This window comes from Hydrocarboniphaga sp., assembly GCF_965279055.1.
Classification (GTDB): domain Bacteria; phylum Pseudomonadota; class Gammaproteobacteria; order Nevskiales; family Nevskiaceae; genus Hydrocarboniphaga.
In genome coordinates, this window is record NZ_OZ257125.1 from 2,644,602 (window position 1) to 2,668,531 (window position 23,930).

Here is a 23,930-nt window from a genome sequence, read left to right on the forward strand (position 1 = left end):
GGGAACTCAAGCGCTAGCGAGCCGCCGGCTCCGCCTTGTCCTCCAGCAGGCCGTAGCGCATTGCCATGCGCGTCAGCTCGACATCGTTGGTGACGTTGAGCTTTTCGAACAAACGATAGCGATACGTGCTGACCGTCTTCGGCGACAGATGCAGGCGGTCGGAGATCTCCTGCGTGCCGTAGCCCTTGGTCACCATCAGCATGACCTGGGTTTCGCGCTGCGACAGCTGCTCGAACGGGCTGTTGTTGGCGCCGCGCACCAGGCTGGCGGCGAGGTTGCCGGCGACATCGGCCGCGACGTAGTGACCACCGGCATGGACGCGACGGATCGCCGAGACGACTTCGTCGGCGGCCGAGTCCTTGCTCAGATAGCCGGCGGCACCGCCGGCGAGGAGACGGCTCGGGTAAGGCTCCTCCATGTGCATCGACACCGCGATCACCTTGGTGGCCGGCGATCGCTGCAGCAGCCGGCGGGTGCATTCCAGGCCGCCGATGCCGGGCATGTTGATGTCCATCAGCACCACGTCGGGGTTGCTGTCACGCGCCAGCTCCAGGGCCTCTTCGCCTGAACAGGCTTCGGCGACGACGGCCATGTCGGCCACCTCCTGCAGTACGCGACGCAAGCCGGCACGGACCAGCCGGTGATCGTCAACCAGCATGATCTTGATCATCAAATCAACCTTCGAAAAAATTCGTGTAGAAGCAGCAGTGGTCTGGGAATGCAAGTGATTTCAGCCTATTTGACTGGAGCGTAGAGCAGCGTCAGCAACGATGGCGCTGGCGTAGTGCCGGGGTCGGTCACGTACTCTTCCCAGTGCGCGCCGTTGTCGTCGAGGCCGGCGACCGTCCTGAATGCGGCCAGCTTCAGATAGCTCTGATCCATACTCGCATAGGGTCCGACGTGGCGAGCGCGCAGCACCCAGCCCGCATGGCTGTTGCCGCACTGGATCGCGCCGTCCTCCGCCGCTGCGGTACAGGCCTGGTCTATGGGGATGACCGCGTCGAATTTCCAGTAGCGCGTGGTGGCGTCGAAGTTGCGGGTAAGGGTTATCGGCGCGCCGGCCATATGCCGGCCGCTGGCGGCGAGAAATTCGCCGATGCGGCCGTAGGCCGCGGCGATCACCGGCGCCGCGGTCTCGAACGGCGCTTCCGCCGCGAGGTAGGCGATCGGCTTGGGCTGTGTCTGGATCAGCTCCGGCTGGATCGCGGTGAAATCATCCTTGGGCAGCGCCTCGGCGAAGGACTTGAGCCGGCCCAGGCCCTTGTCGAAGTCCGGGCCGATCATCCGGTCCAGCAACAGCCCGAAGTAGCGGTTCAGCAGGTTGCCGTTGAAATCGGACTGGTAAGTCCAGGTGAGCTGGGTACCGGCGCCTTCGGCGGCGAGCGCGTAGGTCAGCAGGTTGTCCATGTCCATGCCGGCGAAGCGCAGCCGCACCTTGACCATCGAATATGGCGTGGACTCCAGAATCTCCTGATCGCCGGAGCCGGCCTGCGGGTCCTGGCTGCTCCAGGCGCTGCGTGCGCCGACGCCGAGCAGCGGGCCGTCGTAGGTGTACACCGTCTGCGGATCGATGTCCGCCCAGGGCGACCAGCGGTTGAACTGGTGAAAGCCGTTGAGCACGGTGTAGACCGTGGCCGGTGGCGCGTCGATGACGACGCTGCGCTCGACCTTGGCCTGGTCCGGCAACGCGAACCCGACGCCGACGGCCGCGATCGCCAGCACGACGAACACCGCCAGCAGTGTCTTGAGTATCCGCATCGCCCCATCCCCCTTTCGTGTACAGCTGTACTGTCCCCGCGCCTAGCCTGTATCACCTTGCCTGGCACTTCAAGCGATTGTTTTCGTCAGGTCGCGACCAACAAAAAACCCCCGCGGTCAGCGGGGGCTTTTTGTAAGAGCTGAACTACGAACCACTCGGCAAAGCTGGAGAACCAGCCCCGCCGCAACGGCTTAGTGGAACTGCTCTTCCTCGGTCGAACCGGTCAGCGCCTTGACGCTGGAAGCGCCGCCCTGGATCACCGTGGTCACGTCGTCGAAGTAGCCGGCACCGACTTCCTGCTGATGGCTGACGAAGGTGTAGCCCTTCTCGCGAGCCGCGAATTCCGGCTCCTGCACCATCTGCGTGTAGTGCTTCATGCCTTCGCCGCGGGCGTAGGCGTGGGCGAACTGGAAGGTGTTGAACCAGTTGATGTGAATGCCGGCCAGCGTGATGAACTGGTACTTGTAGCCCAGCGCGCTCAGCTCTTCCTGGAAGGAAGCGATCTGGCTGTCGTTGAGGTTCTTCTTCCAGTTGAACGACGGCGAGCAGTTGTAGCTCAGCAGCTGGCCGGGGTTGTCCTTGAGCACGGCCTGCGCGAATTCACGGGCGAAGCCGATATCCGGCACGCCGGTTTCGCACCACACCAGATCGGCGTACGGCGCGTAGGCGACGCCGCGGCTGATCGCCTGCTCCAGGCCGTTCTTGACGCGGTAGAAGCCTTCCGGGGTGCGCTCGCCAGTCAGGAACGGCTTGTCGTTGGCATCGTGATCGGAGGTGATCAGGTTGGCCGCTTCGGCGTCGGTACGCGCCAGCACGATGGTCGGCACGCCGAGCACGTCGGAGGCGAAACGCGCGGCGACCAGCTTCTCGATCGCTTCCTGGGTCGGCACCAGCACCTTGCCGCCCATGTGTCCGCACTTCTTCACCGCGGCCAGCTGATCTTCGAAATGCACGCCGGCGGCGCCGGAGACGATCATGTTCTTCATCAGCTCGAACGCGTTCAGCACGCCACCGAAACCGGCTTCGGCGTCGGCCACGATCGGCAGGAAGTAGTCGACGAAGTCCTTGTGGCCCGGCTCGATGCCGCGGCTCCACTGGATTTCGTCAGCGCGCTTGAAGGTATTGTTGATGCGGCGAACCATCGTCGGCACCGAGTCGTACGCGTACAGCGACTGGTCGGGGTACATGGTTTCGCTAGTGTTGCCGTCGGCGGCGACCTGCCAGCCGGACAGGTACACCGCTTCCAGCCCGGCCTTGGCCTGCTGCATCGCCTGGCCGGCGGTGATCGCGCCGAACGCGTTGACGTAGCCCTTCTTGGCGCCACCGTTGATCTTGGCCCAGAGCTTCTCGGCGCCCTGCCGGGCGAGCGTGTACTCGAGCTGCTGGCTGCCGCGCAGACGCACGACGTCGGCGGCGGAATACGTGCGCTTCACACCCTTCCAGCGGGGGTTGGTCGCCCAGTCTTTTTCGAGGGCCTTGATCTGCTCTTCGCGGCTAATGGTCATGTCAGCTTCCTATGGGAGGGGTATTGATTCGTTGGTTACTTACAGCGTCGCAACAGCGGCGGCCGGCAAGCCGACGCCGACAAAACGGGACCGCACTGGTGATTGAATGCGGGAGCTGCGACGGAGCGGACTCGACGTCGCCATTGGAGCGAAAGTGAAAGCCGGCACAGGAGCGCCGTCGCTCCAGGCTTCAAGCACCGCAACCGCGCTCATCCGAGGCTCCTAAGCTCAGCGCCTGCCGGTGATGGCGGGGCTGCATGGCCGCTCAGGCCATTTGAGGGCGCGAATCATAGCCGAGCGTTTGTGACTTTTGCAACGCAGCATTGTTGCGACTGTCGGCTTCCATATTTAATAGATATGGAAGCCGCGGCGTACCACCAGTGGCGGAAACGGTATGGGTTCAGGCCGGCTCGGGTGCCGCGGACGTCGAGGTTTTCAGGCCGGAGAATCGTCGGCGCAGGAACAGCAGATTCATCAGCGCCTGGACCATCGTCGCGAATACCGACAGGTACCAGATCCACAGCGGCGCGAAGTCGGCGCGATGCGACAGCCAGGTCGCCGGCACCAGGATCAGCGCGATGCGCACCGCCGAGCTGATCAGCGACGGCCGCGTATCGCCGAGCCCCGAGAACACGCCGAAGCAGGCGAAGACGATGCCGGAGCCGATCAGGTTCCACGAAATCAGCCGCAGAAAATCGGCGCCGGCGGTGATCACGTCGGCGTCCTTGGAAAACGGCTCGATCAGCCAATGCGGGCCGATGTGCAGCAGCAGCACGAAGCCGCTGGCGCCGATCAGCGTGTAGCGCAGCGACAGCCAGTACGCCTCGCGCACGCGGTCGCCGCGGCCGGCGCCATAGTTCTGGCCGACGATCGCGGCGGCGGCGAAGCACATCGCCATCGACGGCATCATGCCGGCCTGCAGCAGGCGCATACCGATGCCGAAGCCGGCCTGCTGCGCCGGGCCGAAGGCCTGCAGCAGGCCCATCACTGCGGCCATGTACGCGGCCATCAGGCCGAGTTCCAGGCCGGACGGCAGGCCGATCGTGGTGATGCGCTGCCACGACGCCAGCTGCACGCGCCAGGCGCCCTTGGCGGTCGAGAAGTATTCCGGGCTGCGCAACACGTGGATCATCATGCCGACGAAGCCGAGCACGATCGCGATCAAGGTCGACAGCGCGGCGCCGCCGACACCCAGCGGCACGCCGGTGCCCCAGCCGAAGATCAGGAACGGCGCCAGCACGATGTTCAACAGCACCGTCGCCAGCTGCGCGATCGACGAAATGCGCATGTTGCCGACGCCGCGCAGGGCCGACGACAGCACCATCATCGGAATCTGCAGCGCCATCGCCGGCGCGAACCAGGCCAGGAACTCGCTGGTCAGCGCGATCGTCGTCGGGTCGTTCGACAGCGCGGCGGAGTAGCGGTGGCGCACCGCGAAAGCCAGGCCGCCGACCAGCACGCCCATCAGCGCTGCGAACAGCATCGACTGATTGAACAGCTGCTGCACCGCCGGCCGGTCCTTGCGCCCCATTGCCTGCGCCACCATCGACGAGGCGCCGACCGCGAGCACCTGCGACACACCCATGACGCCCATCATCAGATTGCTGCCGATGCTGACCGCGGCCACCGCCTCGCGGCCGAGATGACCGACCCAGAACAGATCGATGACGCCGTAAATCGTCTGCACCAGCATCGTCACCAGCATGAACGAGGCCATGCGCAGCAGATGGCCACGGATCGAGCCGCTGGTGAGGTCCTGCATCGCCGCCATGAGTTTGCCTGCCGGCGCGCAGCCGGGCTTATTCGTGCAGCGGTTTGTCGGAGACGACGATGCCGTCGCGGTCGGCATAGAGCCAGTGGCCGCTATGGAAGTGCACGCCCGCAAACGTCACGACCTTGTCGGCCTGGGCGCTGTGCAGGCCTTTTTCGCTCTTCTTCGGGTGCAGGCCCAGCGCCTTGACGCCGATCGCCTGCGCGCCGATTTCCTCGGAGTCGCGGATGTAGCCGTAGACGACGATACCGGCCCAGCCATTCTTGACGCCGAGCACGCCGAGATTGCCGCCGACCAGCGCGCAGCGGTCCGAGCCGCCGCCGTCGACCACCAGCACGCGGCCTTCGCCCGGGGTTTCCAGGGTCGAGCGCACGATCGCGTTGTCCTCGAACACTTTCAGCGTCTTGATCTGGCCGTGAAAGGTGATGCGGCCGCCGAAGTCGCGAAAGATCGGCGCGCACACCGGCGCATCGGGGTGGGCATCGGAGAGATCAGTCGTGGCGTAAGACATCGAAGCGTCCTCTTTGTGTTGTTGATTCCCGGGTGCGGCTCAGACTCGCGAACGACGTGCCAGCAGCGGCACCGCCAGTGCCCAGACCGCGAACACCACGAAGGCGATCAGCGTCCAGCCCGGCAGCGACACGCCCAGCCACTGCGCGTCGATCTTGGCGCAGTTTCCGTCGCCCTTGAGGATGATCGTGATCACCTCGCCGAGCGGAAACATGTCCATCAGGTAGGCCAGCGTCGGGCCGCAGGCCGGTACCTGGTCGGCCGGCAGCGACTGCAGCCAGACATGGCGGCCGGCGATGCCCGCGCCGATCACCGCGGCGAGCACGGTCAGCAGCGCGTAGCCCCAGCGGCCGCCGCCTTTCGGTCCGTGGATCGCGGCGAGCAAAAAGAAAATGCCGGTCGCGAACATCGCCACGCGCTGGAAGATGCACATCGGGCAAGGCTCGTAGCCCAGCGTCTGCTGCAGGAACAGGATCGCAAACAGCAGGCCGCCGATGCAGCCGGCGAAGCCCAGCAGGTTCAGTACGCGGTAGTTGAAGAGCATCGGTTTCCTAAAGCTGTGAAAACTAAACGAACCCCGTTCGCCCCGAGTGGCCCGCGTTTTTTGCGAGCGTACTCGGGACGAACGGGGGTTGGCTCGTACGTCTACATCAGATCAGGCGATCGTCACCGGAATCTTGCCGATTTTCGCGCGCCAGATCTTCGGGCCGGTTTCGTGCACCGACTCGCCAGTGGAATCCACCGCGACGGTCACCGGCATGTCCTGCACCTCGAACTCGTAGATCGCTTCCATGCCCAGGTCCTCGAAGCCGACGACCTTGGCGCTGCGGATCGCTTTCGCGACCAGATAGGCCGCGCCGCCGACCGCCATCAGATACGCGCTCTTGTGCTTCCTGATCGACTCGATCGCCGTCGGGCCGCGCTCGCTCTTGCCGATCATCGTGATCAGGCCGGTCTGCGCCAGCATCATCTCGGTGAACTTGTCCATGCGCGTCGCCGTGGTCGGGCCGGCCGGGCCGACGACTTCGTCGCGCACCGGATCGACCGGGCCGACGTAGTAGATCGCGCGGTTGGCGAAGTCCACCGGCAGCTTCTCGCCCTTGGCGAGCATGTCGGCGATGCGCTTGTGGGCGGCGTCGCGACCGGTGAGCATCTTGCCGTTCAGCAGCAGGGTCTGGCCCGGCTTCCAGCTGGCGACTTCTTCCTTGGTCAGCGTGTCCAGATTGACCCGCTTGGAGGTTTCGAGGTTGGCCTTCCAGGTAACCTTGGGCCAGTCCTCGAGCTTCGGCGTCGGCAACACCGCCGGGCCGGAGCCGTCGAGATGGAAGTGCACGTGACGCGTCGCGGCGCAGTTCGGGATCATCGCCACCGGCAGGTTGGCGGCGTGCGTCGGATAGTCGAGAACCTTGACGTCGACGACGGTCGTCAGGCCGCCGAGGCCCTGGGCGCCGATGCCGAGCGCGTTGACCTTTTCGTACAGCTCCAGGCGCAGCTCTTCGGCGCGGGTTTTCGGCCCGCGCGCGATCAGTTCGTGGATGTCGACCGGCGCCATCAGCGATTCCTTGGCCAGCAGCATCGCCTTCTCCGGCGTGCCACCGATGCCGACGCCGAGGATGCCCGGCGGGCACCAGCCGGCGCCCATCGTCGGGATCGTCTTCAGAATCCAGTCGACGACGGAATCGCTGGGATTGAGCATCGCCATCTTGGACTTGGCTTCCGAGCCGCCGCCCTTGGCGGCGCAGATCACTTCCAGATGATCACCTTCGACGATCTCGTAATGGATCACCGCCGGCGTGTTGTCCTTGGTGTTGATGCGCTTGCCGGCCGGGTCGGCCAGCACCGAGGCGCGCAGCTTGTTGTCCGGGTGGTCGTAGGCGCGCTTGACGCCGGCATTGACCATGTCGGTAACGCTCATGGTCGCGTCCCAACGCAGATGCATGCCGACTTTCAGAAACACCGTGGCGATGCCGGTGTCCTGGCAGATCGGGCGCTTGCCCTCGGCGCTCATCCGCGAATTGGTCAGGATCTGCGCGATCGCGTCCTTCGCAGCCGGGTTTTCCTCGCGATCAAAGGCCTGGCCCAGCGCCGTGATGTAATCGAGCGGATGGTAGTAGCTGATGTACTGGAAGGCGTCGGCGATCGACGTGATGAAGTCTTCCTGGCGGATCGTGGTCATGATGGCGGGGAGGTCAGACGAGGGAAATTCCGGCGCGAATGCTACCGGAATTACCCCCTGCCCGTCCCCGCCGACCGCGCTTTCGGGGTGTTACGCCGCCGCGTAAATCTTGTGGCTGTGGTGGTCCTTCGGCTCCCACAGCGCGATGCCCTGCTCGATCTCCTCGGCCTGGATCAGCTGGTCGCCGGTGCTCGACGCGGTGTCGACGAACGCGGCCTCGAGCACACGCACCAGCGCGCGCACGTTGCCGTGCCAGCGGCATTCCCTGATCGCGCGCCAGGCGCCGTCGGAGACGCCGATCGGCGCCGTCCACGAGCTGCACTTGGCGCCCATCCTGGCGATCGTGGTGGCGGCGACCGCGATCATGTCTTCCTCGCGCTTGTTGAGCTCGGGTACTTCCAGGATCGCCGCACCCATGCGGGTGAATTCGTCGAGGTTCACGGCGTTCTGCAGATGCTCCCAGCTGCGGTTGCTGGCAAACACGATCGCGCACTGGATCGGCTGCTTGGCGGATGCACCGAACGGCAGGTACTGGCCGTTGTCCAGCGCCTCCATCAGCACTTCCATGACCGGTCCGATGACGCCGTGTGATTCGTCGATGAAGCAGACACCGTCGCGCGCATGCAGGAACGAGCCGGTACGGGCGCCGGCGCCGGGGAACGCGCCGGAAACGTGGCCGCAGAGCAAGGACTTGATCGCGGCCTTGTCGCCGGTGGCTTCGGCCGACAGGTTCACCGAAACGAAGCGGCCCTTGTTGCGCACCAGCCAGAAATAGAACGCGAAACTGGTCTTGCCGGAACCCGGACCGCCGAGCAGGTAGGCGCGGTTGATGCCGTTCTCGGCAAAGCCGCGAATGCGTTTCGCCAGCTTGTGCAGCTGCGGGCTGAACACGAAGAAATTCTTGTACGCGGTGTTCTCGATCTCCGGCGACACCGGCATGCGGATCACGTTGTCCTCGGTCACCAGGCCGAGCCGCTCCGGCAGCTGGCGCACCGCGGCCTCGACGTTGGCGGCGAGCAGCAGCCGCGTGCCGGCGAGCCGGTTGGCATTGGCGCGCGCATCCAGCCAGCGGCCGAGTGCGGCCAGCTGGGTGGAGTTGACCGCGACGATCAAGGTGGTGCTGGCGCCGGCCTGGCGCTTGGCCAGCACCGCGTCCGCCAGGCCGTCGAGCTGGCTCGGGTCGACGAACAGGCTGAGCACGAAAGGCGCGTCGAAACGCGTCGCGCCGCTGCCGGCGACGATTTCGCAGCGCATGCCTTCCGGCAGCTCTTCGTCGATCAGCGCGCGCACGTCGGCGTCGGCCGAGGGCAGCGACGGCGTCACCACGTGCAGATAGGTTCCCTGGGTTCTGGCCGCCGGTTCGACGACGCGCTTGGCACTCTTCCCTAGCCCCAGCATGACTCACCCCTCACTAATCGACGCGGATTGACATGGCCCAAAGCCTATCGGAGCCCCGGCCTGATCATGGTGCCACGCCGATGAAGCCGGGACTGCTTCCGATCAGCGGTGCGGCCTGTCAGCCACCGCCAGTGGCACCCGGATCGGGAATGCCGCCCTCGGTCAGCACCACCGGGTCGAGCAGGCGCTTCAACGTGGCCTCGTCCAGGCCGGTGCGTTCGCGTGCCACGTCCAGCACCGGGCGTTTTTCCTTGTACGCCTGCTTGGCGATCGCGGCGCCGGCCTCGTAACCGATCACCCGGTTGGCCGCGGTGATCAGGATCGGGTTCTGCGCCAGGGTCGCCTCCACGTGATCGCGGCGCACGGTGAAGCCGGCGATCGCCTGATCGGCGAGCAGCCGCGACACATTGGCCAGCAGCTCGATCGACTGCAGCAGGTCGTGCGCGATCAGCGGCAACTGTACGTTGAGCTGGAAATTACCGCTTTGCCCGGCGATGGTGATCGTCGCGTCGTTGCCGATGACCTTGGCGCAGACCATCAGGCAAGCCTCGGCGATCACCGGGTTGACCTTGCCCGGCATGATCGAACTGCCCGGCTGCAGTGCCGGCAGCTCGATCTCGCCCAGCCCGGCCAGCGGGCCGGAATTCATCCAGCGCAGGTCGTTGGCGATCTTGGTCAGCGACACCGCCACGGTCTTCAGCTGGCCGCTCATTTCCACGGCCGCGTCCTGACTCGACAGACTTTCAAAATAATTCGGCGACGTGGTGAAGGCCACTCGCGTGCGTCTGGCCAGCGCCTTGGCGAATCGCGCGCCGAAGCGCGTGTCGGCATTGATGCCGGTGCCGACCGCGGTGCCGCCCTGCGCCAGCGCCTGCAGCCGCGGCAGCGCCGACTCGACTCGCGCGACGCCGTTGCGCAGCTGCTGCGCCCAGCCCGACAGCTCCTGGTCGAAGCGCAGCGGCATCGCGTCCATCAGATGCGTGCGGCCGGTCTTGGTGATGCGCTTCAGGCTCTTGCCCTTGCGCTCGATGGCTTTCGCCAGGTGGCGCAGCGCCGGCAGCAGCTGCTCATGCACCGCGAGGCTGGCGGCGACATGGATCGCGGTCGGGATCACGTCGTTGCTGCTCTGGCCCATGTTGACGTGATCGTTCGGATGCACGGTCGCGCCGCCGCCCTGGTTGGCCAGCCGGGCGATCACCTCGTTCGCATTCATGTTGCTCGACGTGCCCGAGCCGGTCTGGAACACGTCGATCGGAAAATGCTCGTCGTAAAGCCCTTCGGCGACAGCCGAAGCGGCGTCGCGGATCGCTGCGGCACGCGCCGTGTCGAGCAGTTTCAGGCCCTGGTTGACCTCGGCCGCGGTGGCCTTGATCAGGCCGAGCGCGCGGATCATGCCGCGCGGCAGCCGCAGGCCCGAGATCGGGAAGTTGTCGACCGCGCGCTGGGTCTGCGCGCCCCAAAGCACGCTGGACGGCACCTGCAGCTCGCCCATGCTGTCGTGCTCGCTGCGATACGCCGCCGGCGCCGCGCTGTGCTTCCTGGCCATGACCTCTCCTGTGTGGGCGTGCTGTAGGAAAACGGTGTTTTGTTGCCGCCCGGGACTAGAAAGCTGACCGCCTCGGCTAGAATGGGTTCCTGTTCCGCCGTCCCGAAACCAGCCTGACGATGAATCTGACCTCCCTGTCCGCAATCTCGCCGGTCGACGGCCGCTACGCCGAAAAGACCGTCAGCCTCCGCCCCATCTTCAGCGAGTACGGGCTGATGCGCTATCGCGTGGTGGCGGAAGTGCGCTGGCTGCAGGCCCTGGCCGCGCACGAGGGCATCCCGGAAGTGCCGGCGCTGTCGGCCGCCGCCAACGAGCGCCTCGAGAAAATCATCGACGGCTTCGACATCGCCGAAGCCCAGCGCATCAAGACCATCGAGCAGACCACCAATCACGACGTCAAGGCAGTCGAATATTTCCTGAAGGAAAAAATCGGCAATCACGCCGAACTGGCGGCGATGAAGGAGTTCATCCACTTCGCCTGCACCAGCGAGGACATGAACAACCTCGCCCACGGCATGATGCTGCGCGACGCGCGCAGCAAGGTGCTGCTGCCGGCGATCGATTCGCTGATCAAGCTGATCGCCGCGAACTCGGTGCGCCTGGCCGAGCAGCCGATGCTGGCGCGCACTCACGGCCAGCCGGCGTCGCCGACCACGCTCGGCAAGGAGATGGCGGTGTTCGTGCAGCGCCTGAAGCGCCAGCGTGAGCAGCTCGCCGCGGTGCCGCTGCTGGGCAAGGCCAACGGCGCGGTAGGCAATTACAGCGCGCATCTGGCCGCGTATCCGGACGTGGACTGGCCGGCGCTGGCCGGCGGCTTCGTCGCCCGGCTCGGCCTTACGCTGTCACCGGCGACCACGCAGATCGAGCCGCACGACTACATCGCCGAGTACTTTCACGCGATCACGCGCCTCAACACCATCCTGATCGACTTCTGCCGCGACGTCTGGGGCTACATCTCGGTGGGCTACTTCCGCCAGAAGACCGTCGAAGGCGAAGTCGGCAGCTCGACGATGCCGCACAAGGTCAACCCGATCGACTTCGAAAACGGCGAAGGCAATTTGGGCATCGCCAACGCAATCCTGCAGCACCTCGCCGAAAAGCTGCCGATCTCGCGCTGGCAGCGCGACCTCACCGATTCGACGGTGCTGCGCAATCTCGGTGTCGGCGCCGCCCATTCGCTGATCGCCTACCAGGCGATCGAGAAAGGCATGAAGAAGCTCGAGGCCGATGCCTGGAAGCTCGGCCGCGATCTCGACGACAACTGGGAAGTGCTCGGCGAGGCGATCCAGACGGTGATGCGCCGCTACGGTCTGCCCGAGCCCTACGAGCAGCTCAAGCGCCTGACCCGCGGCCAGCGCATAGGCCGCGATGCGCTGCGTGCTTTCGTGCAGACGCTGGAAATCCCCGAGGCCGACAAGCTGCGCCTGCTGTCGATGACGCCGGCACACTACGTCGGCAACGCAGCCGAACAGGCCAAGCTGCGCTCATGAGTTCGGCCGGCGGCCACAGCGAGTCGCAGCCCGCGCCGGCGCAGACACCTGAGTCCGTACTCGGGCATGTCGAGTTCACCGAGCGCGCGCTGGCAATGGCGCGCAGCGCCCGTCAGGAAGTGATCATCTGCAGCCATGATCTGGATCGCCGTATCTACGGCGACCAGAGTCTGGTCGACGCGCTGCGCAAGTTCCTGCTCGAGCATCGTCGCGGCCGGCTGCGCGGCATCGTCGGCGATCCGCGTGCGGCAATGCGGGGCGCTCATCGCATGGTCGAGCTGTCGCGGGTGCTGTCGAGCCGTATCGAATTCCGTCAGCCGATCACGGCGACGGCGAGCATGGCGGGTGATTGCATCATCGTCGACCAGCGCAGCCTGCTGCTGCGCAGCGATCCGGGCGAACTGGAAGCCAGCTATTACGCCGACGCGCCGGGGCTGGCGCGCGAACAGCTGCGCGACTTCGAGCAGCTATGGCAGCACGCCGAGCCGGCGCGCGAGTTTAGCGATCTGCGGCTCTAGCTTCGCCCCCGGGTTTTACCCCGGACTCGAAATCCTAAGCGCGCAACGCCGCCTGGCGCTTGTTCCAGGCCTGCAGTTCGCGGCGATAGGCATTCAAATTCCAGGCCAGCGCCAGCCCGCAGATGCCCAGGTGCAGCGCGCAGAAGAACACCGCCTGCGGCAGGAACTGGAACGACATCAGACCCAGCATCAGCGCCAGTCCGGCCAGCACCGCCTGCAGCACGAGCGTCAGCGAAAAGCGCGGCATCAGCGACTGGCGCGCGGCGACCGTCATCAGCAGCAGCGAGAAGGGGATGCCAGTGGCCGAGACGTAGCGGTAGTTCAGCTCCGGCCACATGTGCAGATTGGCGGCAAAGAAGTTCGGCGCCCACCACAGCAGCGCGAACGCGGACAGCAGCACGTAGCCCACCAGACCGATATTGCTCAGTACACGACTCATTGCGGCCCCGTCTCGAACACTTGAATGGATGTGATCACGCCGCCGCGATCCGCGCCAGCCGCTGTGCTGCCGCCTCGACGATCTGCCAGCGGCGCGCGTTGCCGGCGGCCGACCACTCACCGATTTCGTGCAGCGAACGGCCGCAGCCGACACAGACCTGGCCCGCGGCATCCAGCGCGCAGACGCTGACGCAGGGCGACGCCGGCGGCTGGCTGCGATCGGCTTGCAGGGTGTCGGTGGACATAGTGTATTTAACCACGCGGCAAGGCCCCGTCCTATCGTTACACTGTCGGCAATTCGACAATCCGACTCGTCAAAACAGCCTATGCGCAAGCCCCGCACTGCCAGCCGCCTGCTCAGGACCGCCCTGTTGCCGTGCCTGGGCCTGCTCGCCAGCTGCGCCAGCTCCGGCGGCGCGGGCTACGCCGAGCGGCTGGCGTTCACCGACGGACTTTCGGCCGAATACAAGCTCGGCAGCGAGCAGAAGCGCCTGCTGCAGTACTACGTCTCGGACACGATCCGCCTGGTGCGCAGCGCCTCGGCGGGCGAGACCGGCATCCGTGACGGCCGCCTGGTCAACCGCAGTTCGCGCGACGTCGACCAGGTCGTCATCGACGGCGGCACGCCCGGCGTGGTGCTGGCCAGTGGTCCGAACTGGATGGCGGTGAGCTTCGAGCCCGGCACTTATCTGTACTTCGTGTCGCGTGCCCATCGCCAGACCTGGCTCGCCGACGACTATGTCGACGATCAGTACTACCTGTACCTGCCCGACTTCAACGGCCAGGCCGGCACGGTACGTCTGGGCAACGTGATGTACGCGGCCACCGACGACAGCTTTCGCGCGCACCTGGTTGTGGATCGCGAAAGCTTCAGCGGTGTCGATGCGCGTCAGTCCCGATTGCCGGGGCGATATCTGAAATAGCGCCAACCTGGTCGTTCCCGCGCAGGCGGGAATGACGGATCACGAAAAAGGCCACGCGATGCGTGGCCTTTTTGTCGAAGCGAACCGCCTAGTGCTTGGGCTCGCTGACCTTGACGTCGAGCTTGTCCAGATCGACGCGGCGGTTCTGGGCGCGGCCAGCTTCGGTCGCGTTGCTGTCGGTGGGCTTGGTCTCGCCATAGCCTTCGACGAACAGCCGGTAACGGCTGACGCCCTTGCCGACCAGGTACTGGCGCACCTTGTCGGCGCGCAGCAGCGACAGCATCAGGTTGTAGTTCGACTTGCCCTCGTTGTCGGTGTGGCCGGCGATTTCGACGACGATCTCGGAGTCGCCGGTCAGGCCGACCGCGGCCTGATCCAGCAGCGCGGTGGCTTCCGGCGTCAGCTCGGCCGAGTTCTTGGCGAAGCGCACCGTGCTCAGCACCAGCGTCGTGCTGCCCGGCGTCGACGGCGGCGGCGTACCCTCACCGGTAACCGCGCAGCCGCTCATGTCGACCGCGGCGCCGGCGAGGCTGCCCGGGCACTGGTCGGCGTCGTCCGGCACGCCGTCACCATCGGAGTCGAAACTCGCGGACGCGGCGCAGCCGTTGAGATCGACCGGCGTGCCGGCCGGCGTACCGGGGCACAGATCGGCGTTGTCGTTGACGCCATCGCGATCCGAATCCACCGAGCAATCCTTGCGGCCGGTGACCGGGTCGACCACGGCCAGGCCGCATTCCTTGCTCAGCGCGGTATCGTCGACGTTCTCAGCCGCCGGCGTGCCCAGCGGCAAGCTCAGGCCGACGCGCAGCTGCACGTCGAGCAGGAAGTCCTCGTCCGGCACCGAGTCGTTGTTGAACTGGCCGATCACGCGCGCCTCGGTGCGCAGCGAAAGGCCGCGCCAGCCCAGCGGGAACGCAAGGCCAAGCCCGGCATCGAGCGCCGGCACGTAATGCTCGTCGTTGGCGACATCGTCGCGGACCACGCCGACGCCGATCAGGCCGTAGGGTGAAAAGCTCGGCAGAAAGCGTTCGACGCCGTCTTCCTGGTCCCAGCCATACAGGCCGAAACCCTTGGTGTAATTCGCGAACAGGCCGATCTGCGAATCGGTGCCGCCGGCATCGGCGTCACGCTTCAGGCCATAGAAATCGATCTCGATGCCTTCGCTGGGGCGGCTCTGCAGCGGCATATTGAAGGTGACGTGGCCACCGTAGCCGTCGTCGGAATCGCGATGGCTGTCAGGGAATTCGTACAGGCCGCCTAGCGACAGCGTCGATGGGCCGATCACGCCATCGTCAGCGTTCGCAGCCGAGACAAAACCGCAAGCCAGCAACAGCCCCAAGGCTAACTTCTTCATTCGACCGATCCCTTTGCGGCCGCCGAATCGCGACCTTCTACTGTTGTTTTATTGCGAAGCAACAACCTGCCCACTCTAATGGCAGGCTCGCGAGTGTTCAATGCGCGCGGGTCGTCAGCTTCGCAGCGCGCGCGCTGCATCGGCGATCAGCCGCGGACCTTGATAGATGAAACCGCTGTAGACCTGCACCAGATCGGCGCCGGCTTCGCGCTTGAGCCTTGCGTCGGCGCCCGACATCACGCCGCCAACGCCGACCAGAACGAAGTCCTGGCCAACTTTCCGGCGCAGCCGGCGCAGCGTCTCGGTGGACTGGGCCAGCAAAGGCGCGCCGGACAGGCCGCCGATTTCCGCCGCATGCGCACTGCCCTGCACGGCGCCGCGCTCGATCGTGGTGTTGGTCGCGATCAGGCCGTCGATACCGGATTCGCGCGCCGCGACGACGATGCCGTCGAGCTGCGCCTCGCTGACATCCGGCGCGATCTTGACCAGCAGCGGCACGCGCTTGCCGTACTGCTGCGCCAGCTGTCTGGCAGTGGCAACCAGTTCGACGAGCAGCGCACGCAGCCTGGCCTCGTCCTGGAGATCGCGCAGGTTCTTGGTGTTCGGCGACGAGATGTTGACCGTCACGTAGTGCGCGGCGCTGTAAACCTTCTGCAGGCACAGCCGGTAATCGTCGACCGCATTTTCGATCGCGGTATCGGCGTTCTTGCCGATGTTGATGCCGAGCACGCCGGAGAACTCCGCGGCCGCGACATTGCGCAGCAGCGCGTCGACACCGAGGTTGTTGAAGCCGAGCCGGTTGATCAGGGCGCGATGCTCGGGCAGGCGGAACATGCGCGGCCGCGGATTGCCGGGCTGGGGCCGCGGCGTGATCGTGCCGATTTCGACGAAGCCGAAGCCGAGCCGGTCCCAGGCACGCAGGCAGGCGCCGTTCTTGTCGAGTCCGGCCGCCAGGCCGACGCGATTGCGAAAGCGCAGGCCGAGCAGGGTCACCGGATCTTCGACCGCGGCAGAAGCAAACGGCGCCGTCGCCAGCTTAGGAAAACGCTGGAACATTTCCAGGGTTATTTCGTGCGCACGTTCGGCGTCGAGAGTGAACAGCGCCTTGCGCGCCAGCGAATAAAGCCCGGTCATGGTGTTGGATCGTCTCGCTTGCGTCGCGGCGCTTTCGGCGCCGCGGTGGTTTTCCTGGCAGCTTTGCTTTTTGGCCGCGGCTTCGGCGCCGGCGTTGCCAGCATCGGCGCATCGACAACGTGCTTCGCCGCCGCTTCGCGCCGCGGAATCGGCACCGGCTCCGACTGTGCGCGCCGCGGCGGCGGCATCAGCCGCGAGCGCAGGAACTGCGGCATCGGCAGGCTGTCGGCCAGCGCGCGCGCGATGCCGCGCGTCTCGAACATCAGCCAGTCCTGGCTGGCGCGCAAGGGCATCCGCGCCAGCGACATCGCGATGTCGCGCGCCAGCAATGTCTTCGATTCGTTTTCGTAGAGGCTGCCGAAGCTGCCGGCCGCGGCGAACAGCGCGCGCGACAGGTGCAGATAATCGCGGCGCAGCACCAGGCCGGCCTGCTGCGTATTCGTCATCAGCTGCAACACGGTCTGGCCGCGGCGATACAGGCCGTCGAGGCCGCCGCGCTGCAGTTCGATGATGAAGTTGCGCCGCGTCAGCGGTGTCACCTGCTTGCGTTCCAGGGTCTCGTCGAGCGAGGCCTTGATCTCCTTGCGACGCGCGCGATTCTCTTCCGGATGCGTCGACATTTCGATCAGCGTGTCGGTCAGCAGGCCGGTATCGGCGAGCACCGCGGCGGCCAGATAGTCCCAGACCGCGGCCCACTTGCCGTCGAGCTTGACGACGTTGCCCCAGTCGATCAGATGCAGCGCGCCGTCGGAGCCGACCATGACGTTGCCCGGATGCAGATCGCCGTGGATTTCGCCGTAAACCAGGCCGTGATACAGCACCGCGTACAGCAGGCGCTCGGCCAGCCGCGCCTGAAAACGGCGGCGATCGCGGCGGTTCATGCGCCGCAGCGCACGCGTCAGGCCGGTGGCGTCGGCCAGATATTCCATCTCGATGATGCGATGGGTGTGGCCATACAGCTGCGGCACTTTCCACAGGCCGCTGCGCAGGCTGCGATCGTAGAAACGCGCATGGTTCTGCGCTTCCTTTTCGAAGTCCAGCTCTTCGACGAAGCCGGCGACGAACTCGTCGACCTGCTCCTGCATCGCGCGCAGGAACGGCGTCAGCTTCGAGTGCGGCGCCCAGTATTGGCTCGACATGATCGCGAGCCCGAGCACCAGCTTGCCGATCGCGAATTCGCGGTCGATGTTGTGGCGGCCGACCTTGATCACCACCGGCCGCAGCACTTCGCGGGCCCCATCCGGGCCATGCTCAAGGAAAGGTTTCTTGGCGACGTAGACGCTGCCGATCGAGCCGGACTTCACCGGCCGCGCCGTGTCGAAATCCATGTACAGCTCGTTCGGCGGGCGGCCATAGCATTCCTGGAACGCGGCCTCGACTTCGTCGGCGCTCATCGGCGGCACGTCTTCGTGGAAAACGGCCAGTTCCCTGGCGATTTCCTCGGGCAGAAAGTCCGCATTTGCCGCTGCAACCTGAGCCATCTTGACGAAGAACGGCCCGAACTCGCGCACCATGCTGGCAATGATCTGCGCCTGCGCCTTGAAGTCCTTGGCGTCGGTCTGGAAGAACGGCTTGATGTAGCGCAGCGCGCGTATCTGCCGCTGCACGATGGTCACGTCGCCGCGGATCAATGCGGCGCGCAGCATCAGTTCGCGCACCTGCCATTCGTTGTAGCGGCGCCCGGCCTTGAGCACGTTGACGACTTCGACCAGCAAGGGTTCGTAGGTGCGCACGACCAGGCGTACCATGTCCAAAGTCAGCTCGCCGAGGCCCTTCAGCTCGGGGCTGGCAAACAGCTCGTCGAAGAAGCGCCAGAACTCCTGAACGATGGAGTCCGGCACCTGCACCGGGCTGCGGGCGACGGCCTGCGCGACGACGAATCGCAGCAGCTCTTCGGTGGACTGCTCGTTCGGAATCAGCCGCCGCGAGCGCAGGAACGCGGTGACTTTTTCGCTGGATCGCAGCAGCGGATGGCGATACAGCGCGTCGAAGATCACATCGATGGACTTCGCCAGATCCTCGCGCGTCACATCGTCGGAGGAGCCGAGCTGTTTCAGCAGCGGCGACAGGCTCTGCGTCAGCCGGTAGGTCGAAACCGTCAGCGAGCCGAGATCGCGCAGGAGGCCGCCGCGTTTTGCAGGCGGCGAGTTGCCGCCGCCGGGCGCAGACGGCTCGGAACTCACGGCAAGGTCAGCCAGTGCCCCATTTTTTCGGCCTTGGTGCGCAGATAGCCTTCGTTATGCGGATTCAGTCCCGACTGCACCGGCACGCGCTCGGTCACCTCGATGCCTTCGGCGACCAGCGCGTCGAGCTTGAGCGGGTTGTTGGTCATCAGCCGGATTTTCTGCAGGCCGAGCTGGCGCAGCAGATCCACCGCCAGGCCGTAGTCGCGCGCGTCGGCCGGAAAGCCGAGCTGGTGATTGGCCTCGACCGTGTCGCGGCCCTGGTCCTGCAGCGCATACGCGCGGATCTTGTTGCCCAGGCCGATGCCGCGGCCTTCCTGGCGCAGGTACAGCACCGCACCGCGGCCGGCCTCGGCGATGCTGGCCAGCGCGGCCTGCAGCTGAAAGCCGCAGTCGCAGCGCAGCGAGAACAGCGCGTCGCCGGTCAGGCATTCGGAATGCACGCGGATCAGCGGCGGCTCGCCGCTGGCCAGATCGCCGAGCGCAATCACCACGTGCTCTTTCTCGTCCGGCGTCCTGAACACCGAGATGCGGAATTCCGCGAACGGCGTCGGCAGCTTGGACTCGGCGATCTTTTCCAACGGGATTCGTCTGGTGGCCGGGGTCGGTAGCGAGGAAGTCAGCATGGCTTTATCGGAGGCGTCAGGGCCTGACGCGAAGGAGAATCATGGCCCGAACGATGGTGACGGCCGGCCCCATCGCAATAGCGAGGAGGCCAGAGCGTCCTGGCGCCGCCGATTTTACCTTGTCCGGCAAGCCCTTGGGTTTGCCCCAAGGATCTGCCCCGGTTGGCCGATCAGGCGCCCATGAAGTTCTGGCCACAGACGCGCAGCGTGCGCCCATTGACGCCGGCCGCCAAGGGGCTGGCCATGAAGGTCACCGCCTCGGCGATGTCGACCGGCAGTCCGCCCTGGTTCAGCGAGGCCAGGCGACGGCCCACTTCGCGCGGCATCAGCGGCATCGCGGCGGTCATCTGGGTCTCGATGAAGCCCGGCGCCACCGCGTTGATCGCGCCGCCGTTCTTGGCCATCTGTTCGGCGAGCTTCTCGACGTAGCCGATGATGCCGGCCTTGGTCGCGCCGTAGTTGGTCTGGCCGGCGTTGCCGGAGATGCCGCCGATCGACGAGATGCAGACGATGCGGCCGCCCTTGTTCAGGCCGTTCTGGAACAGGCTTTCGTTGATGCGCAGGATCGAGCCCAGGTTGATGTCCAGCACCTGGTCCCACCAGTGCTGCGGCATGTTGCGCAGCATCTTGTCGCGGGTGACGCCGGCGTTGTGGACGACGATATCCAGACCGCCGATCTCGCGCGCCAGGCGGTCGCCGGCGTCCGGTGAGGTCACGTCCAGCGCCAGGCCGCGGCCGCCGATGCGGCTCATGGTCAGGCCCAGCGCACCTTCTTCGGCCGGACGGTCGATGCCGACGACGCTTGCGCCTTCGCGCGCCAGCGTCTCGGCGATGGAGGCACCGATACCGCGCGCGGCGCCGGTGACGATCGCGGTCTTGCCGGCCAGCGGCAGCACGAAGCTGTTCAGCAGCGCGCCCTTGGCCGGCTTGCTCAGCGCCAGGAACTGCGCGTCGACATAGGCCGAGTGCTCGGTCAGCAGGAAGCGAAGCGCGCCGGCGATGGTGCCCTCAGCACCGGCGCCGACTTCAACCAGGTTCACGGTCGCGCCCTTCTTGCCGATCTCCTTGCCCAGGCTCTTGGTGAAGCCACGCAGCGCCATCGATGCGGTGTAGGCGGCGACCGAGGCGGTGTCTTGCGCGGCGCGGCTCAGCAGCAGCACGCGGCCGTTCGCGGCGAGCTTGGACAGGCGCGGCTGCAGGAAGTCATACAACTGACGCAGGCCGGCGGTGCCTTCCATGCCGGAGGCGTCGAAAACATAGGCGTGGGCGCCCTCGCCCGTGGCCTCGGTCTTCAGCGGAATCTTGGCGTCGGTGGCGGCCTTCTTTACCGGCGCCAGGCCGGGCAGCTCGGTGCTGACGACGATGGTCGCGCCCATTTCATGCAGCGCGCTGACCAGGGCCGGCGACAACTCACCGGCGGAGGCGCTGCCAAGCAACACCTTCTTGCCTTCGAGCGGCTGCTGCGCGTAGCCGGACTTGGCACGGCGCAGCTTCGGCGGCGTCGGCACGCCGAGCAGGCCGGCGATCTGCTTGCCCATGGCCGTTTGGGTGAAGTCCAGCAGACGATCGCTCATGCAAAGCTCCAGAAGATTAGAAAAGGAATAGATCAAGAGAAGACCGCCATTATCCAGTGGCGTTGCACAGGCCACACTGGCACCGCGGCCAGACGCCTGGCCCGATTAAGCAAATGCGCGGCTGTCGGCGGTGAGCAGGCTCTAGTCCGAATGGCGATTGACGCGCTCGCTGCCGGCCACAATAGTGGCCCGATGCGGGCAGCACACCACACAAGAAAAACGATGCGGAGCGTGGAATGAGCAACAGGCTTGGAACGATCGCCGGCATCGCCGTCGGCGTCGTCGTGGTCACCTATGTCGTGCTGAATCTGGTCAAGCCGTTCAAGCAGCACGACGAGCAACTGCCGGCCGGCGCCAAGGTCGACGAAGTGTTCGCCAGCGACGTCAGCAGCGCGCCGGTGCCCACCGCCGCTGCACCGGCCGCGGCCGAGCCGGCGACCCAGATCGCTGCCGCCGACGCCCCGAGCAGCGCCGCGGCAACCGCGCACGGCGTGCCCGACATCGCGGTGCCGCCGGACAACCAGGCGCCGCCCAAGCCGGCCGCCGAAGCTCCCGCTGCCAAGGACGCGCCCAAGGAAGGCGCCGTCGAGATCGAAGGCGCCTCGGACTTTCCGATGCCGGACGACAGCCCCGCGAGCACGTCGACACCGGCTGATGCGCCGGCTGCTGCGCCCGAACCCGCGGTCGCGGCCGCAGCGCCGCCGGCTGCGAAGCCCGAAGCGCCCGCCGTGCCCTTGCCGCGGCCGACGCCGGATCCGGTGGTGAAGCCGAAAGCTGCGCCGCCCACTGAGACCGCGCTCGCCGACGCCGAGCCCGCCCCGGTAGCCGAGCCGTTTGCCAAGTCAGAGCCGGCGCCGGCCGCGGAAGCTGCACCGCCGCCGGCTCCGGCTCCGGCAGAAAAGCCCAAGCCGGCCGCTGCGCCGAAAGCCGCGGTGGTCGCGAAGTCCGCGCCGCGCGCCGACGTGCTCAGCCAGTGGTGGCCGGAGCGTTCGACGCCGGGCCAGCTGAATCTGCTTTACGCCGGTCAGGCAGCGAAGGAACGCACCGTCGGCCTGCTGTTCGATTCGAGCTTTGCGGAGACCGCGGACTTCGCGTCCTCGGTGAAGCTGCTGGCCGACAACGGCCAGCCGGCCAAGGGCGCCTGGGAGCTCAACAGCAATCGCCGCATGCTGCTGTTCAAGGGACTCAAGTCCGGCCGCTATACCGTCGTCGTCGAGCCGACACTGGCCAACGAGGGCGGACTGAAAATTGGCAAGGAATTGCGCGGGCCGGTTTATATCCGTTGAAACGAAAAGCCCCGGGTGAAACCCGGGGCTTTGTCCGCTGAACTCAAACCAGCTTGCGCTCTTCCTTTGGCGGCGGCGTGTACTGGTACATCCAGGTTTCGGTCATCGACTGGCCATTGGCCGCCAGATACACGCGGATGTCGATCGGTGTGGTGCTGTCGTCGGGCGGCACCACGTCGAACATCACGCGATAGCCCTTGATCGAATCCAGCGGCCGCGCGGACGTGATTTCGACCTTGCCGCGCGACACGCTGATCATCGGCTCGACCTTGGCCTTGGCGGAGATCAGCGGCAGATCGCCGCCGGCGAAGTCGATCGCGAAACGCCATGAGAAATAGGTGCGCGGGCGGCCGACGACGCCACCGAGGCCGGTGCGCGTCGCCACGCAGATCGCGTTCGGCGGGTTGCTCGGCATTTTCGCGCCCCAGTACAGGCGATAGCCGAACAGCAGCTCGTCACCCGGCTGCGGCTTTTTGATCGGGTTCCAGAACGCGACGATGTTGTCGAAAGTCTCGTCATTGGTCGGAATCTCGACCAGTTGCACCGAGCCCTTGCCCCAGCCGGCTTTCGGCTCGACCCACAGGCTGGGCCGGCGATCGTAGAACACGCCGTCGTCCTGGTAATGATCGAAGTCGCGATCACGCTGCAGCAGGCCGAAGCCTTTCGGGTTTTCGTCCTGGTAGGCGTTGAAGCGCAGGTTGCGCGGGTTGTTCAGCGGCCGCCAGATCCACTCGCCGCTGCCGGTGTTCATGCACAGGCCGTCGGAGTCGTGGATCTCCGGACGCCAGTCGTTGGCCATGCGGTGATCGTTCTCGGCAAACTGGTACATGCTGGTGCACGGCGCGATGCCGAGCCGGTCGATCGGCTTGCGCGGATACAGCGCCGCGTCGATGTCCATCACCAGCGTGCCGCCTGGCGTCAGGAAGAAGCGGTACGCACCGGTGGTGCTCGGCGAATCCAGCAGCGCGTAAATCGTCAGCGTATTGCTGTCTTTCGCCGGCCGCTCCAGCCAGTACGACGTGAAGTTGGGGAATTCTTCGGGTGTCGAATTGCCGCAATCGATCGCCAGGCCGCGCGCCGACAGGCCGTACTGCCACTCGCCACCGACCGCGCGGAAATAGCTGGCACCGAGAAACGCGGCGACGTCGCGCGTGTCGTCGGTGTGAAAGTTCAGGCGGAAGCCGGCGAAACCGAGGTCTTTCGGCAGCTTCTTGCCGTTCACGCCGCTCTTGCCGTAGTCGAACATCGCCGGGTCGTAGGCAATCGCGCTGGCTTGGCCGTTCTCGATTTCATACATCTTCACCGGGCTCTTGAAGAACAGGCCCAGGTGAAAGAACTTGGCCTTGAAGCGCAACGCGTCTTCGCCCCACAGCGCGTGATCGTTGCGAAACTGCAGCGCCTGGTACTGATCCCAGTCCAGCGCGGCGACTTCCTTGGGCAGCTCGCCGGTGTGCGACTTGTAAGGCTGCGCGGCCAGCGCCCGCGCCTGGCCTTTCAGCGCCGCGTAGCTGAAAGGCTCGGCATTGCCGAGGCGCTTCAGATCGGCCGCGTCGGCAGTCAGGCTCAGGAAGGCGGCGGGTGCGGACAGGCCGGCGGCCGACAGCGCGGCGGCCGCGCTCAGAAAATCTCGTCTCTGCATGGTCTGTTTATATTTGTTCGGTTGCGTGTGGAAGCCGGGCGCGGGCCTGGCCGTAAGGGTCGGCAAACCGCGAGTTTAAGGAAAACCCGGCACGGGCGTC

General features: G+C 66.0%; 21 protein-coding genes. 4 read left to right on the top strand and 17 right to left on the bottom strand.

Annotation, left to right across the window (positions count from 1 at the left end; all coding sequences use genetic code 11):
- Positions 1 to 13: 13 nt before the first annotated feature.
- The 9 genes from uvrY to ACQZF9_RS11965 all read right to left on the bottom strand — a co-directional run bounded on the left by uvrY (position 14) and on the right by ACQZF9_RS11965 (position 10,665).
- On the bottom strand, positions 14 to 670 hold the full coding sequence (gene uvrY / locus ACQZF9_RS11925; RefSeq protein WP_428309191.1) for a UvrY/SirA/GacA family response regulator transcription factor: 657 nt from the start codon (positions 668 to 670) through the stop codon (positions 14 to 16).
- A 65-nt stretch (positions 671 to 735) separates the two neighbouring features.
- Positions 736 to 1,758, bottom strand: coding sequence for an SRPBCC family protein (locus ACQZF9_RS11930; RefSeq protein WP_428309192.1), 1,023 nt, complete (start codon positions 1,756 to 1,758; stop codon positions 736 to 738).
- Between the two features lie 192 nt (positions 1,759 to 1,950).
- On the bottom strand, positions 1,951 to 3,264 hold the full coding sequence (gene aceA / locus ACQZF9_RS11935; RefSeq protein WP_428309193.1) for an isocitrate lyase: 1,314 nt from the start codon (positions 3,262 to 3,264) through the stop codon (positions 1,951 to 1,953).
- 400 nt (positions 3,265 to 3,664) lie between these two features.
- Positions 3,665 to 5,035 carry an MATE family efflux transporter gene (locus ACQZF9_RS11940; protein ID WP_428309194.1) on the bottom strand — a complete coding sequence of 457 codons (1,371 nt, stop codon included), beginning with the start codon at positions 5,033 to 5,035 and terminating at the stop codon, positions 3,665 to 3,667.
- Positions 5,036 to 5,063: 28 nt separating this feature from the next.
- Positions 5,064 to 5,546 (bottom strand): ribonuclease E activity regulator RraA, encoded by a 483-nt coding sequence (gene rraA, locus ACQZF9_RS11945; RefSeq protein ID WP_428309195.1) that lies wholly within the window; start codon positions 5,544 to 5,546, stop codon positions 5,064 to 5,066.
- Between the two features lie 39 nt (positions 5,547 to 5,585).
- Positions 5,586 to 6,089 (bottom strand): disulfide bond formation protein B, encoded by a 504-nt coding sequence (locus tag ACQZF9_RS11950; RefSeq protein WP_428309196.1) that lies wholly within the window; start codon positions 6,087 to 6,089, stop codon positions 5,586 to 5,588.
- A 111-nt stretch (positions 6,090 to 6,200) separates the two neighbouring features.
- Positions 6,201 to 7,721: a fumarate hydratase gene (locus tag ACQZF9_RS11955; protein ID WP_428309197.1), complete on the bottom strand. Its 1,521-nt coding sequence runs from the start codon at positions 7,719 to 7,721 to the stop codon at positions 6,201 to 6,203.
- A 90-nt stretch (positions 7,722 to 7,811) separates the two neighbouring features.
- A complete protein-coding gene (locus tag ACQZF9_RS11960) occupies positions 7,812 to 9,119 on the bottom strand; it encodes a sigma 54-interacting transcriptional regulator (RefSeq protein ID WP_428309198.1) in 1,308 nt (435 codons plus the stop codon).
- A gap of 118 nt (positions 9,120 to 9,237) precedes the next feature.
- Positions 9,238 to 10,665, bottom strand: coding sequence for a class II fumarate hydratase (locus tag ACQZF9_RS11965; RefSeq protein WP_428309199.1), 1,428 nt, complete (start codon positions 10,663 to 10,665; stop codon positions 9,238 to 9,240).
- Between the two features lie 119 nt (positions 10,666 to 10,784).
- On the opposite strand from ACQZF9_RS11965, the gene purB reads away from it, so the two are divergent.
- Both purB and ACQZF9_RS11975 read left to right on the top strand, forming a co-directional pair.
- Positions 10,785 to 12,155, top strand: coding sequence for an adenylosuccinate lyase (gene purB, locus ACQZF9_RS11970; RefSeq protein WP_428309200.1), 1,371 nt, complete (start codon positions 10,785 to 10,787; stop codon positions 12,153 to 12,155).
- Positions 12,152 to 12,673, top strand: a complete 522-nt coding sequence (locus ACQZF9_RS11975; protein WP_428309201.1) for a hypothetical protein — start codon at positions 12,152 to 12,154, stop codon at positions 12,671 to 12,673. Before purB ends, ACQZF9_RS11975 begins: the two co-directional genes overlap by 4 nt.
- Positions 12,674 to 12,707: 34 nt before the next feature.
- Here ACQZF9_RS11975 and ACQZF9_RS11980 read toward each other — a convergent pair whose 3' ends face one another.
- Positions 12,708 to 13,112 (bottom strand): hypothetical protein, encoded by a 405-nt coding sequence (locus tag ACQZF9_RS11980; RefSeq protein ID WP_428309202.1) that lies wholly within the window; start codon positions 13,110 to 13,112, stop codon positions 12,708 to 12,710.
- A 34-nt stretch (positions 13,113 to 13,146) separates the two neighbouring features.
- Positions 13,147 to 13,356 (bottom strand): DUF1289 domain-containing protein, encoded by a 210-nt coding sequence (locus ACQZF9_RS11985; protein ID WP_428309203.1) that lies wholly within the window; start codon positions 13,354 to 13,356, stop codon positions 13,147 to 13,149.
- An 81-nt stretch (positions 13,357 to 13,437) separates the two neighbouring features.
- Here ACQZF9_RS11985 and ACQZF9_RS11990 point away from each other — a divergent pair, with 81 nt between their 5' ends.
- On the top strand, positions 13,438 to 14,034 hold the full coding sequence (locus ACQZF9_RS11990) for a hypothetical protein (protein WP_428309204.1): 597 nt from the start codon (positions 13,438 to 13,440) through the stop codon (positions 14,032 to 14,034).
- Positions 14,035 to 14,122: 88 nt separating this feature from the next.
- Here the strand turns inward: ACQZF9_RS11990 and ACQZF9_RS11995 are convergent, their stop codons facing one another.
- The 5 genes from ACQZF9_RS11995 to ACQZF9_RS12015 form a co-directional block, all read right to left on the bottom strand.
- The gene (locus tag ACQZF9_RS11995; RefSeq protein WP_428309205.1) at positions 14,123 to 15,388 is read right to left on the bottom strand and encodes an OmpA family protein; all 1,266 of its coding nucleotides are present in this window, start codon (positions 15,386 to 15,388) and stop codon (positions 14,123 to 14,125) included.
- Positions 15,389 to 15,502: 114 nt separating this feature from the next.
- Positions 15,503 to 16,522: a quinone-dependent dihydroorotate dehydrogenase gene (locus ACQZF9_RS12000; RefSeq protein WP_428309206.1), complete on the bottom strand. Its 1,020-nt coding sequence runs from the start codon at positions 16,520 to 16,522 to the stop codon at positions 15,503 to 15,505.
- Positions 16,519 to 18,705, bottom strand: a complete 2,187-nt coding sequence (locus ACQZF9_RS12005) for an AarF/UbiB family protein (protein WP_428309207.1) — start codon at positions 18,703 to 18,705, stop codon at positions 16,519 to 16,521. Before ACQZF9_RS12005 ends, ACQZF9_RS12000 begins: the two co-directional genes overlap by 4 nt.
- Entirely contained in the window at positions 18,702 to 19,331 is a 630-nt protein-coding gene (ribA, locus tag ACQZF9_RS12010) for a GTP cyclohydrolase II (protein ID WP_428309208.1), read from the bottom strand. Before ribA ends, ACQZF9_RS12005 begins: the two co-directional genes overlap by 4 nt.
- 170 nt (positions 19,332 to 19,501) lie before the next feature.
- A complete protein-coding gene (locus tag ACQZF9_RS12015; RefSeq protein WP_428309209.1) occupies positions 19,502 to 20,905 on the bottom strand; it encodes a 3-oxoacyl-ACP reductase in 1,404 nt (467 codons plus the stop codon).
- Positions 20,906 to 21,141: 236 nt separating this feature from the next.
- Here ACQZF9_RS12015 and ACQZF9_RS12020 point away from each other — a divergent pair, with 236 nt between their 5' ends.
- Positions 21,142 to 22,191 (top strand): hypothetical protein, encoded by a 1,050-nt coding sequence (locus tag ACQZF9_RS12020; protein WP_428309210.1) that lies wholly within the window; start codon positions 21,142 to 21,144, stop codon positions 22,189 to 22,191.
- 43 nt (positions 22,192 to 22,234) lie between these two features.
- Here ACQZF9_RS12020 and ACQZF9_RS12025 read toward each other — a convergent pair whose 3' ends face one another.
- Positions 22,235 to 23,830, bottom strand: coding sequence for a glucan biosynthesis protein (locus ACQZF9_RS12025; protein WP_428309211.1), 1,596 nt, complete (start codon positions 23,828 to 23,830; stop codon positions 22,235 to 22,237).
- Positions 23,831 to 23,930: the final 100 nt, after the last annotated feature.